The sequence below is a fragment of the Undibacterium sp. 5I1 genome, from assembly GCF_034314085.1.
In the GTDB taxonomy this organism is placed as follows: domain Bacteria; phylum Pseudomonadota; class Gammaproteobacteria; order Burkholderiales; family Burkholderiaceae_D; genus Undibacterium.
The window spans coordinates 933,458-946,646 of sequence record NZ_JAVIWI010000001.1; the positions used below are offsets into that span (position 1 = coordinate 933,458).

13 protein-coding genes are annotated in these 13,189 nt (G+C 45.9%); 4 read left to right on the plus strand and 9 right to left on the minus strand.

From position 1 onward, the window contains the following. Positions 1–87: 87 nt before the first annotated feature. The 9 genes from tkt to RGU72_RS03950 form a co-directional block, all read right to left on the minus strand. Entirely contained in the window at positions 88–2,262 is a 2,175-nt protein-coding gene (tkt, locus tag RGU72_RS03910; RefSeq protein ID WP_322118472.1) for a transketolase, read from the minus strand. 110 nt (positions 2,263–2,372) lie between these two features. Then, entirely contained in the window at positions 2,373–3,461 is a 1,089-nt protein-coding gene (gene tal / locus RGU72_RS03915) for a transaldolase (RefSeq protein ID WP_322118473.1), read from the minus strand. Positions 3,462–3,498: 37 nt separating this feature from the next. Then, positions 3,499–4,194 (minus strand): HAD family hydrolase, encoded by a 696-nt coding sequence (locus RGU72_RS03920; protein WP_322118474.1) that lies wholly within the window; start codon positions 4,192–4,194, stop codon positions 3,499–3,501. 85 nt (positions 4,195–4,279) lie between these two features. After that, positions 4,280–5,365 (minus strand): phosphogluconate dehydrogenase (NAD(+)-dependent, decarboxylating), encoded by a 1,086-nt coding sequence (gene gnd, locus RGU72_RS03925; RefSeq protein WP_322118475.1) that lies wholly within the window; start codon positions 5,363–5,365, stop codon positions 4,280–4,282. 17 nt (positions 5,366–5,382) lie between these two features. Further along, on the minus strand, positions 5,383–5,886 hold the full coding sequence (locus tag RGU72_RS03930) for a DUF1269 domain-containing protein (protein WP_322118476.1): 504 nt from the start codon (positions 5,884–5,886) through the stop codon (positions 5,383–5,385). Between the two features lie 167 nt (positions 5,887–6,053). Then, positions 6,054–6,707, minus strand: a complete 654-nt coding sequence (locus RGU72_RS03935) for a BON domain-containing protein (RefSeq protein ID WP_322118477.1) — start codon at positions 6,705–6,707, stop codon at positions 6,054–6,056. A gap of 73 nt (positions 6,708–6,780) precedes the next feature. After that, a complete protein-coding gene (locus RGU72_RS03940) occupies positions 6,781–6,999 on the minus strand; it encodes a heavy metal-associated domain-containing protein (protein ID WP_322118478.1) in 219 nt (72 codons plus the stop codon). A 455-nt stretch (positions 7,000–7,454) separates the two neighbouring features. Continuing rightward, positions 7,455–8,429, minus strand: coding sequence for a cation diffusion facilitator family transporter (locus RGU72_RS03945; RefSeq protein ID WP_322118479.1), 975 nt, complete (start codon positions 8,427–8,429; stop codon positions 7,455–7,457). 328 nt (positions 8,430–8,757) lie between these two features. Beyond that, entirely contained in the window at positions 8,758–9,453 is a 696-nt protein-coding gene (locus RGU72_RS03950; protein ID WP_322118480.1) for a VIT family protein, read from the minus strand. Between the two features lie 389 nt (positions 9,454–9,842). Here RGU72_RS03950 and RGU72_RS03955 point away from each other — a divergent pair, with 389 nt between their 5' ends. The 4 genes from RGU72_RS03955 to RGU72_RS03970 all read left to right on the plus strand — a co-directional run bounded on the left by RGU72_RS03955 (position 9,843) and on the right by RGU72_RS03970 (position 13,177). Next, on the plus strand, positions 9,843–10,802 hold the full coding sequence (locus tag RGU72_RS03955) for an oxidoreductase (protein ID WP_322118481.1): 960 nt from the start codon (positions 9,843–9,845) through the stop codon (positions 10,800–10,802). Between the two features lie 89 nt (positions 10,803–10,891). Next, a complete protein-coding gene (locus RGU72_RS03960) occupies positions 10,892–11,731 on the plus strand; it encodes a universal stress protein (RefSeq protein ID WP_322118482.1) in 840 nt (279 codons plus the stop codon). Positions 11,732–11,864: 133 nt separating this feature from the next. Then, entirely contained in the window at positions 11,865–12,197 is a 333-nt protein-coding gene (locus RGU72_RS03965) for a hypothetical protein (RefSeq protein ID WP_322118483.1), read from the plus strand. Between the two features lie 278 nt (positions 12,198–12,475). Then, positions 12,476–13,177, plus strand: coding sequence for a PRC-barrel domain-containing protein (locus tag RGU72_RS03970; RefSeq protein WP_322118484.1), 702 nt, complete (start codon positions 12,476–12,478; stop codon positions 13,175–13,177). The last annotated feature ends 12 nt before the right edge of the window (positions 13,178–13,189 follow it).

Sequence of the window (13,189 nt, forward strand, 5' to 3'; positions counted from 1 at the left end):
AAATAATTTAAAAAAAGCTCTATATTGATCAATGATTGTATGGACAATTAATATATACATCCACTCAGTATTAAATCTGTCCTATCATTACCCCTTCAGTGCTGGGGCTTCAATGCGATGTGGTGTCGGATGCAGGATCATTTGTACTTTAGCCGATGCCACTACATGTTCGGGCTCAAATCCGAATTGTCTTAGTAGAACTTTGATCGGTGCCGACATACCAAAAGTGTGCATCCCTAAAATGCTGCCATCTACACCAGCATAGCGTTCCCATCCAAAAGTAGAGGCTGCCTCTACCACGACACGCGCCTTGATTGAAGGTGGCAGTATTTTGTCTTTATAGGCTTGAGTCTGACTTTCAAATATTTCCCATGAGGGCATACTGATGACTCGGGCGTGGATGCCCTCCGTTTTCAGCTGCTCGTATGCCTTGATGCAAATTCCCACTTCGCTGCCGGAAGCGATTAGTAAGACGTCAACTTGATTGTCCGTGGTCTCGGCCAAGATGTAAGCACCAAAAGCAAGGCCGCTGGCGCTGGCATAAATCGATCGATCTAAAGTTGGTACCGCTTGTCGCGTCAACACTAGGCAGACTGGGGTCTGTTTAAATTGCATCATCACTCGCCAGGCCTCTACTACCTCATTCGCATCTGCCGGTCGCAACACCACTATGCCGGGCATTGCGCGTAGTGATGCCAATTGTTCTATCGGCTGATGGGTGGGGCCATCTTCTCCCATGCCAATTGAATCATGCGTCCAGACAGAAATCAGTGGCAACTCCATCATGGCGCTCAGCCGGAGCGCGGCACGACAATAGTCGGTAAAGATTAAAAAACTGGACACGAACGGACGCAGACCAGACAAACTCATTCCATTTGCAATGGCGCACATCGCATGTTCACGCACGCCAAAATGAAAATTACGGCCTGCATAATTGCCTTCCGCCGCTTGTCCAATCGCTTGAAAATTACTCGGTCCCAATAAGTTCAGTTGCGTTTTGGTCGATGGCGAAAGATCCGCAGCACCGCCCATTAGCCAAGGTATTTTGAATGCCAGCGCATTTAACACGATACCTGAGGAATCACGCGTTGCCATTCCTTTTTCATCCTGACCGAAAACCGGTAAGACTGTCTCCCAGTTTTCAGGCAAATTACGCACTTGTATCTTGTCAATCTCTGAAGCCTGATCTGGATATTCGTTGCGATATGCCAGATATAAAGCGTTCCACGTCGCATGTGCAATTGCCCCACGCAATCCAAATCGCTTCTTAAAATGATCAATAACCCCATCTGGTACATCAAACTGTAGATCAGGATTGCAGCCATAGAATTGTTTTGTCAGACGGGCTTCCTCGACTCCGAGCGGTTCGCCATGCGCTTCACGTGTATCTTGTTTGTGTGGCGCACCATAACCAATATGGCTTTCCACAATTATGAGAGTTGGTCTGTCCTCATTCGCATCATGCGTGTGCTGCTGATGATCACCGCGTTCGTCGGGATCGGCAAAAATCTGGTACGCCTTGGTCAATGCTGTCAGATTATTGGCATTCTTGACCCTCAATACCTGCCAACCATAAGCGAGGAAACGCGCTGCAACATTTTCGGTAAAAGTGATTGACGTCGCACCTTCAATACTGATGTGATTATCGTCATAAATCCAGCATAGATTGGCTAGTTTTAAATGTCCTGCCAGCGATGCAGCCTCGCTGCTAACGCCTTCCATCATGTCGCCGTCACCGCATAAAGCATAGACATGATGGCTGAACAACTCGTAACTAGGGCGGTTATAGGTCGCTGCCAGCCAACGCTCTGAGATCGCCATGCCGACGCTGTTTGCCAGTCCTTGTCCTAACGGTCCGGTTGTCGTTTCTACTCCAGACGTCCAGCCAAATTCAGGATGTCCGGTGCAGCGACTTCCTGCTTGCCTAAAATTTTTCAGATCCTCTAAAGTCACTGCCAGACGATCGCCGGGTGGATAGCTCGACGATTTCGCTTTTACGCCTGTCAGAAAAAGCAGGCTATAAAGCAAAGCGCAGGCGTGACCAGCCGACAAAACAAACCGGTCACGATTGATCCATTCGGGATTATCCGGATCGTATCTCAAGAAGCCTTGCCACAAGCAATACGCGGTTGGAGCCGCGCCCATCGGAGTGCCGGGGTGACCTGATTGCGCTTTTTGTACAGCATCGATAGACAGCGTACGTAAGGTGTTAATACATCGCTCATCGATTTCTAGCTCGGCAAATTGTTCTGGCTCGTTCACAAAAGACTCCGGTTAAAAACGCAATACAATAATTTGGCGACAATTTTGACAACCCATCTTTACAAAGGATTGCTTCCTTATTCAAAGGGATTGCTGTCAACTATTTTTTCCTACATATCGACATGAGCAAGTTGCCGTCCCTTTTCAGCGATTAGTAAGATCAGGGCTTCCCATGATTTTGCAAACGATGCAACGCCTTCAGTTTGAAGTCTTTCTGCCAAAGCCTCATCATCGACGCCTTCGCGCCTGAATTCCTCCAGCACCGCTGGAGCGAAGCCACCATCGGTAGGTAACACGCCGTCGGGCTTGCCGTGATCTGCAAAAGCTAATAAGGTCTTTTCAGGAACGGTATCAATACTGCCAGGAGCGATTAAGGCATCCACATACAAGGTATCTGACGCAAGAGGATCTTTGGTACCTGTGCTGGCCCATAAAATTCGCTGAGGACAAGCACCAGACTGCAGAATTTTTTGCCAGCGTGCGGAGACCATCAAAGTTTGATAATTCTTATAAATCAGCATTGCCATCACAATGCCAAGCCGATTGTGGTACTCCGGTGATATTTCCTGTTTGACTGCTGTATCCCAACGACTGACAAAAATCGATGCAACAGAAAATACTTTGGCATCCAACCCGACGGCGATGCGCCGCTCGATGCCGCACAAATAAGCTTCTGCCGCTGCAAGATATTGCTGGCTTGAAAATAATAAGGTTACGTTCACCGGCACTCCAGCAAAAATAGATTCTTCAATCGCTTTCAGGCCTGCGGGCGTTCCCGGGATTTTGATGAATAAATTAGGACAATTTGCTGCACGATAAAGCCGCTTTGCCTCTGCTATCGTACCCTTGGCGTCATTCGCTAATAATGGTGACACCTCGAGCGATACCCAGCCATCTAAGCTGTCTGTAACCTTGAAAATAGGAAGAAGCAAGGCTGCCGCTTGGGTTAAATCGCTGATCGCCAATTCAAAAAATACAGCCTCAGCAGATTTTCCTTCTTCCAATTTTTGATGGATATCTGCATCGTAAGCATTGGTGTTTCGGATTGCCTGCTCAAAAATGGTGGGATTGGATGTCAGCCCCGTGATAGAAAATTCTGCAAGATATTTTGCTAAGGTACCGCTGCTTAACAGGTCTCTTGTGATGTTATCTAACCAGAGACTTTGTCCTAGCTGATGTAGTTGTATTGTTGGTTTCATGATCGTCTGAATGAGAGGAGGTGGTAGAGAGTGGTCGTTATGGAGGATCGGATGATTTAGGCGCATGGATGACCTCAAGAAAATCAATATCGATTAAATCTGCTGTATGATCAATCGTGACATCAGCTGCTGGAAAATTGGCGATATTCTCCGGATCAAGTGCGTAGTGACCCTGACGAACAAAGATTGTCGTCAGTCGATCACCCCAATGACTTTTCATCGTCGACAAAATACGTAATTTATCGTCGACCATTACATAATGTTGCGCGGGGTACTGCGCCTCTACTACATCCAGCATGTCTTCTTTGTGGACGTAGACCAGTACTCGTCCTGCAACCGCATTCCACAGCCCAGAGCGTTGTATTTTTCTCGGCTGAAAAACCACATCACCATCCGATAAGATTACACTTTTTCCCCAGGTTGACAGGTGTGAAATCGCTGCTTTTACGTTGGGGTACAGCAAGTCGGAGAAGGGGAAATCCATTAGATATGCCGACATTAGTAATAGCCGCGGATCACTCATATCTTGTACTCGATACCGCTGTAATGCCCCCAAATAATCCACATAGCCTAATTCTTCACGCAGCTCTTCCAGAATAGTGTTGTAGCGATCCTCATTTTCAGGGCCAAATTCTTGAGAAAGATGGCAGCGCAGATCACTACGCAGGCGATCGTTATCCAGCAACGTATTGTCTACGTCCAATAGAAAAATAATCTCGTCGGGTTCTGCCATTAGTCATCTTTCATCGAACAAAAATAGGTTCACTAAAAAGTCGAGGTCAGCGCAAAATAGTAAAAAAGATCATTAGCTATATTGATCAGGAATCTGTATCCAATTTCTCAACATGTCCACCAAATTGATGCCGCATCGCGGACAATAATTGATTGGCGAAACCAGCATTCCCCCGAGAGCTAAAACGCTCAGATAGAGCTGCGTTCAGTACAGGGGCGGGGACAGCTTCATCAATTGCAGCAATCATCGTCCAGCGTCCTTCGCCAGAATCTGACACATGCCCTTCAAATGTACTTAAGGAGGGATCTTTTTGTAGCGCCTTCGCAGTTAAATCGAGGAGCCAGGAACTAATGACACTGCCACGTCGCCAGACCTCAGTGATCTCAGCCAAATCAAATGGGTATTGATAAAATTCTGGATTGCGTAATGGTGTGGTTTCGGCATCTGTCGCAGTTTTTGAGTGACCGGCAGAGGTACTGTTCATGGCACCTATATTAGCGTTATGTAGAATATTTAGGCCCTCTGCATAAGCCGCCATCAAGCCGTATTCAATGCCGTTGTGCACCATTTTTACGAAGTGGCCAGCGCCATGCGATCCACAATGCAGGTAGCCATATTGAGCTGTACTTTTGTTTTTTTTATCACTGATCGCTGCTTCTTCGGACATCCCACTTTTTGTCCGGTCATTCGCAGTGTCGTGTGATGCCGCGCCTGGCGCGAGTGACTCAAAAATAGGGGAGAGATAATTTACGATGCCAGACTCGCCTCCGATCATCAGACAATAGCCACGCTCCAAGCCAAATACACCGCCGCTAGTTCCGACATCGACGTAATGAATGCCGCGTGAACTCAAGGCAGTGCTGCGTTGAATATCGTCACGGTAATATGAATTGCCGCCATCAATGATAATGTCGCCAATGTCGAGTAATGGTGTCAGAGTCACCAGCTCTTGATCAACCAGTCCAGCGGGCAGCATCAACCAGATCACTCTGGGTTGTTCTAATTGCGATACCAGAGCTGCAATCGAGTCGGCGGCCACCGCACCTTGCCGTTGTAGTTTTTCTACCGTAGCAGACTGTATGTCAAAGACAACGCAGCGGTGATCTTTTTGAATTAACCGCAATGCCATATCGCTACCCATGCGACCCAAGCCAATCATGCCTAACTGCATAGATCTTCTCCAGTGTATTACGCGGTTTTCCAGGAAGAGGAATTAGCTAAGATGGAATACGCTTTTGCCACTTCTTCGGTATCGCCATGAATGAGCAAAACATACTTATCCACTTTGAGCGCAGTCTCATATTTAATGATTTGGTCGTTGGGTACTCCGATGTTCACTAATACGGCTCCCAGAGCAGAGACACCTCCGACAACGACAGCGCCCTCAAGCGCTCCCACGAGCGCAGCTGCAATTGGGCCTGCCATCGCCATCACACCTAGGCCAGGTAAAAAGAACACAGCAGGAGCCAATAGCAATCCCCAGATAGCGCCCCAGAATGCGCCATTGCCACCCCAAGTTTTTACCCGGTCGCCTAAGGTATAAAACCCTAGAGGATGTTCTTCGGAGTGATAGCCCTTACCGATCAAGGATAGATTTTTCATATCAAAGCCAGCTTTGCTGAGTGTCTGTATGGCTTCCTCTGCTTCAATGTGGCTATTAAAAATATGCACTGGTGAATCTTTGGTTTCCATGTTGTTACTCCGTAACGTAATTAATATTTCGATTTAATATTTCGATTTAATATTTCGATTTAATATTTCGATTTAATATTTCGATGATGAGACAGGCGGACATCGTCAGGCGCAATGCAATGCAGTTCAATGTCCGTTATTTAGCAATACGGCTCACTTTTACAAAATCAATATCGAATCGTTGTATGATCCACTACGTTTTTTACACCAGGTGTTCCCCAAGCCGAATGCATGACCAGATCGCGCTCTAGCCAGCTATGCACGGTTCCCGCCAAAGTCACCTCTGCGCCGTTGACGCTGACTGAAACATTCTTTGCGTCGTTATGAGCACGCCGTTTCAAGGCTGCTTCGATATCTGATTTCACTGCATCCAGGGAGACTTTTGGTTTGATGATAATTTGATCGCTGAGGCCGGTAACACCCATCAGATTGCGCACGGCATCAGTCACCGCTTGCCGTTGATATTCCCAGTCAACTTCGCCCGTTAAGGTGATGAAGCCAGCCTCGACAGTTACGTTCACTGCCTTGGTTGGCACATAGGTCAACCATTCAAGTGCATTTTTTGCGGTACGCGCTATGTCGCCATCAGTTCTTTGGCTGGTTCCTGGTAACCGAACATCCATTTCGATTGCCAGCGCCTTTACACCATAAACCCGCTGTGCTGCTCGCTCTGCATCCCACTTTTCTGCAAAGCTGCTGACATGACCTGCTAGTGTGACCACGCCGTCAGATACTTCAACGCCGATATGGGAGGAATCGACAGAAGGTTCCCATTCCAACTCAGCGAGAACGTCTTTTTGAATTTGTGTATCGGTATTCATTTTTAACTTTCGTTTAGGTTAAAGAACAGTCAGCTTGTGCTAAACGAAAATCTTAATCTGTGCGGTGTGCCGCTTACGCCAAATGAATGTTGGCATGGTAGCCAAGTCGTTCAATTACTTCTTCTACTTGCGATGCAGTAACGCATGTCGGATCAGTAGATACGATAGCTTGCCCATCGCGTAAAGATAGTTCTGTATCGCTGACCCCATCCATGCCTTCCAACGCGCGGTAGATATGACCTAAACAGGCACCGCTGGTCATGCCCTGAATATCAAAAATCATCGTTTCCATTGCTATTCTCCATCATTAAAAAATAACCAAGTTCAGAAAAAATCGTCGATGTCTCATGGAGAATTTCCGTTTTGAATTCTCTATTGATGCTTGTATGAAAGCAGGCTAGGCGAGCAGAGTAAGACCTGTCTGTGCGCTATCTAACCGATAGGGAATAGTTGAACCCAGATTTTCCATTAGACCACTACCACTTCACCGAAACGCAGATGGCGTACGGTGTTCAGAGGAGTAGCACCAACGCGATTTGAGTGGATGCGCAACAGCGGCAATTACAGCTTTGGCGAACTGCCTGACGTTGTTGCTCCTCCTAACAATAGGCAGCTTGCGTCGTCGGCGCGTCTAGCCAGTCAGTCCGCCAAAGGCATACTTGTCACTGTTCCAATAGAAAATCTGGGTTGAACTAAGATTTCTATTACGCCAACCTTAGGTGCCGCATGAGAGAGCGATCAATATCCTTATGTGGAATTTTTTACCAAAGAGTCAAGCAGTCCAAAACGCCGCTGTACAGACGCTTTAAAAGCCGCTGCTGTTTGTGGCTTTACAAAAAAAGTCACGACCTCTGGATGGCTGGCGCGGATCTGGGTTTCAATATCTACGACCAGGGTTTCAATCTGTGATGTTGTAAGGTCATCAGCAAATTCGATACTCATCGCGGCCAGTATTTGATCTGGCGCAAGCTGTACCGTCAATACACCATTGGTTTTTACTGAGGGAGAAAGTTGATTCGCAATACTCAACATCGAGTCACTTAGCTGGCGGTCGGCACGTTCTCCGATCAGCAGACTTTTACTTTCGCGGGCGAGTAATCCTGCAGTACCTGCGAGTATTAGTCCTATCAGAACAGAAGCAATCCCGTCTGATGCCAGCATACCCAAATTAGTTGCTAGGTAAGTAGAAAATGCAGCAATCACGATCCCGATCAACGCCACGCTATCTTCAAATAAAACAATAAAAGAGGCAGGATCTTTGCTATGACGAAATGCTTCGTAATAACCCAATGTGCCCTTGGACGCTTTAAACTGTTTTAGTGAGATTAACCAGGATGTACCATCAAATACAAACGCCAGTCCCAGCACAACATAACTGACGATGGGGTCATGGATTGCTTGAGGCGCCAGCAGATGTAAAATGCCTTCATATATCGAGACGCCAGCACCTAGCGCAAATACCAGCAGAGCGACAATAAAGCTCCAAAAATATAACTCGCGGCCATAGCCAATGGGGTGCTCCGCATCGGCCTGTCGTTCAGCGCGACATATGCCATACAGCAGCAATAATTCATTGCCAGTATCCACAAATGAATGAACCGCCTCGCTCCACATAGCTGCACTACCAGTCCAGGTAGCGGCGCTGGCTTTGGTAATGGCAACTAAAATATTTCCGATTAGTGCGGCGTAGATGACCTGCTTTGAAGATGCATTCGTTGCCATATCAGTTCATTTTCATCATCTTAGGACTACGTAAAAGCATAAAGCTATTTGCAGCAGTTCACTTATAGCGATTAGGCGGGATGCAAAACGTCAAGACCTCTCACCACCGAGGCACAAAGGTACCGAGGAAGAATAAATAGCGAGAAAATCTGGAGAAGAGCGAAAACATGCATTTCTCTTTTTTTGTCACTCCGTCTTTACGTGTTTCTGTGTCTCGGTATCTATATGATGAGAGGTTTTAGTTTTTGCGTCAGTCCCATTTATTTGATGACACTCCTTGGTACCCCAAAATTCACCAATTGCAATCAATCACTGCTGTGTTTGAGACTTATTGCATGCCTCCAAATATAGAGCCCACAGCATAGGTTAAGCCCATCGCTAAAGCGCTCCAGAAAGTTACCCGTACCGATCCTTGTACGACATTAGCACCACCAACATAAGCAGCAAGCCCACCAAGAACTGCGAGAAAACCTATAGAAGTCGCTGCCACGAGCCAACTCAAATAGGGGTTAGGTATCAGAACCGATACCAATAAGGGCAGCAATGCACCAATCGTAAAACTACCGGCAGAGGCAAAGGCGGCCTGCAATGGACGGGCGCTCAGAGTTTCAGAAATACCTAACTCATCTCTGGCATGGGCATTCAGCGCATTATTTTTCATCAGATCGATAGCGACCTGTCGCGCTAAGGAGGTATCTAGCCCTCGATTAATATAGATCTCAGTTAATTCTCTTAACTCACCCTCGGGATCAGTTTTTAATTCTCGTCTTTCGGTCTCCAGCGCCGCATTTTCTGTGTCCGCCTGGGACTGAACGGAAACATATTCTCCGGTTGCCATGGACATCGCGCCCGCCACCAGACCCGCTACGGCCGCAATCAAAATACTAGTATGGCTGGCGTTAGATGCTGCAACACCTAAAATTAAACTCGAGGTAGAAACGATGCCGTCGTTCGCACCCAGCACAGCAGCTCGCAGCCAGCCGATATGTTCAAGTTTATGTTGCTCAGGATGCTTTCTTCTCATGATCTCATTTACCGTATTTGTGTTTCGTACTCATTTTTTTACTTCTATTTCCATGACGTAAGATAGTTTCTGATTAGGAGTTATGCAAAATTGTTCCAGCAAGGCGTAGTGACGACAGTGCTTTAGTGCGGCTAGTCGCTGCAACGCAGCTGGGGCGGTTTTGCGTCAGTCCTACTAATACTTTTCTTGATTCATACGTCAACAACTTTATACGAGTATGTCGCAAAAAATAATTTATTTACTCGCTATTTTTAGCCTGTATCAATTACGTCAACCGACTAACTGATTCTGTGTGCCACCTGATATTGGCTAAGCGAACTACCGCACAGACGACTTGATCTTGTCAGGCTCAATATGAGCTAACTAAAACGCCTGCATGAGAGTTCGCCATGACATCCATAACGTCCATAACATCGATAACACCCGCAACATTTAGTGAGGTGAACACATCTACCAACACAATTACGGCTGCAAGTCCAAGTAATCAAGCCGGGATAAATGCAAAACCAGTATGGTTTGTTACTGGTTGCTCCACAGGCTTTGGCAGGGAATTAGCGCAACATCTGATCGGTCTGGGCTATAACGTTATTATCACCTCGCGTAATACAGATGACTTAAAGGAGCTGGCACACCATAAAAACGTGCTGATCTTGACCTTAGATGTGACCGACCAGCAGCAAATTAATCAGGCGATTAAAGCCACAGAAGACAAGTTTGGTCGTATTGATGTGCTAGTCAACAATGCTGGAATAGGCTACTTCGCAGCGGTTGAAGAAAGCGAGGAAGAAGAGATCAGGAAGATGTTTGAGGTCAATGTCTTTGGCTTGGGCAATATGATCCGTGCGGTGTTGCCTGGAATGCGGCAACGACAATCGGGTTTTATCGTCAACATCTCTTCAATTGGCGGTATTTGTGCTTTTCCAGCAGTGGGTTATTACAACGCGACCAAATTTGCGGTAGAGGGTTTGTCCGGCGCACTGTGTCAGGAAGTGGAACCTTTAGGTATCAAAGTCATGCTAGTCGAACCGAGTGGTTTTCGGACGGATTGGGCGGGGCGGTCAGCCAACGAAAGTAAGCTACAAATTGAGGATTATGCCTCCACTGCAGGTGTCTGGCGTAGTCAGGTAAGAGCGATCTCCGGCAAACAACCTGGCGATCCTGTTCGCGCTGCACATGCGATTGTTCTGGCGGTGGAATCACCCAAACCACCGCATCATCTGTTGCTTGGTAACGCTGCATTTGAAGGCGCGATGGCTAAACTGACCGACTTGCGTAAAGATTTTTTAGCATGGGAAGACGTTACACGCGCTGCTGATTTTCCTAAAAATCAATCCAAAAATATGACTTGATCTTGGTTTGATCAAAGCGAATAACTAACTTTGTGATGTTTTTTTCTGTCGATAATTCAACAGACCAGATTGACAAATGGAGCAATAAAATGACCTATGCAAGCTTGATGGTTAACGTTGAATTAGGACGTTCAAATAAGGGACTTTTGACAACCGCTACCGGTCTTGCCAATCGATTTAATGCTCACTTGATCGGTATTGGTGTTTGCAAGCCTATGCAATTTGCTTACGGCGATGGCTATATTTCTGGCGATCTGATCAGACAAGATCAAGATGAAATTAATAAAGAAATCCATGAGGCGGAAACAGAGTTTCACGCTGTTTTAAAAGAGGGTATGGCTGAAGGTTTGCAAATATCCGAATGGCGTTCTGCGATTACTCTGACGCAGTTATCAGACTATGTCGCACAACAGGCTCGATGCGCCGATCTGATTATTACCTGCGCTAAATCTGGTTCTATATTTGACGATGCGCGGGTTATGAATATTGGTGATCTGGTTATGCAGACTGGCAGACCTGTTCTGATCGTTCCACCAGATATGGCACGGCTGGAGCTTAACTGTGTCGTCATTGGATGGAATGACACACGTGAGTCCAGGCGAGCCATTATCGATGCTTTACCTTTGCTCAGGCAAGCAACTAAGGTTGTGGTAGTTGAGATATCTAAGGACGATAATTTATCGGATGCCCATGCAGATTTAGATGATGTCGTCGCCTGGCTGCACCGGCACGATATTAAGGCAGAATCTCTTGCATCTTTTTCGGTCAATGACGATACCAAGCAATTGCTCGCAATTATCCAAGACTATCGAGCTAACATGATTGTGGTAGGCGCGTTTGGTCATAGTCGCTTTCGGGAATGGGTATTTGGCGGCGTCACCCATGATCTGTTACTGCGCGCTGATTGCTGTACTTTTATATCACATTAATTTCCGGATATTTTTCTCGATGCAGAAAGTGCAATCTCCGGTTTTATTTTTGATTTTTATGAAGGGTTGGATGCTTTATGTGTCCAAATATCTAAGCATTCAAACGCAAACAATTTCAAGTTTGGGAAGTCTAATGGAAGAGCTAAAATCAAATCCCCTTAATGGTTGCCTGACAAAGGCAGATTTACAATTTTCATATTCTCTCGATCTGAGTGGCGATATTAGTGATCCCCATGCTGAAAATAACTTTAAACAAGACAATACCGTTCTTGATAGAGACGATGGGGATCAGGTTTTATGTTTTGTGAATGAATTTGCTAAACAGCATCCCGACCTGGGAGAAGAGAAAGTGGTAGCGCTACGTACCGAACGTATTCTCAAAACTATAATTCCCGACGATATCAGCAGCTGTAAGGACATGACCAGCTGGCTAGTTCATAGCTGGCATCGTTATTCTTCTATTTGATTATATTTTCTAAGCAAGCTTATTTAGCAAGCTTATTAAACAACCTTAATAAGAAAATTCACTGAAAATAGTGACTAAGCATGCAGTCAGATATCAACTCTATTCTTTGATCTGGATCAACAAAATCGGAGAATCAATGGGTATGTTGGATGACCAACAGACGAAATAAGTCTCAAAAGTCTACAAGTAGTACGTCACCAAAATACGACGAAAAAATCCTACAGGTGTTACGCCCGTTTTGATTTTCCTTGTTACCTAAATTGATAGAAAAGAAAAAAATGAAACTCACAAAAAATAGAATTCTCATCGCCGTTGCAAGCACGCTGGCAATCTCAGGCGCATTAATGTTCACAGACACTGGCGTTGCTAGCGCACAAGTTGCTGGATCTACCACCATGATCGGTATGACAGTATCGGAAGTGCAGCAAGTTGCGACTGGTTGGAGTGCCAAAAAAAGTATTTTAGGCAAATCAGTTTATAACGAGACTGGAGAAAAAATCGGTAAGGTCGAAGATCTGATCATCACACCGGAAAAGAATGTGTCTTATCTGATTATTGCTGTAGGCGGGTTTATCGGACTTGGTCAGCATAATGTGAGCATCCCCTCACCGCAAATTATCGAACAGGACGGTAAATTAATTTTACCGGGTGCATCTAAAGAGGCTGTAAAGGCAATGCCTCCATTTAATTACGCTAGTGACACCGCAAAACGCGATCTGTTTTTAGCAAATGCTGAGCAAGATCTGAATAAAGCAAAAGCAAAAATCGCAGAGATTCAAAAAAAATCTGCAACCCTCTCAGGTGAAGCAAAAACTAAGCTTGACCAGCAATTACAGACTCTGCAGCAAGACGTTAAATTGGCTGAAGATAAGCTGACTGCAATGAAGCGTGCAGAGGCAAAAAAATGGAAAAATTTTGAGGCTGATGTCAATAAAGCGTTCGTTCGCATGAAGCATTCAATGGAAAGCATCATTACCTGATTTATCAGGAAC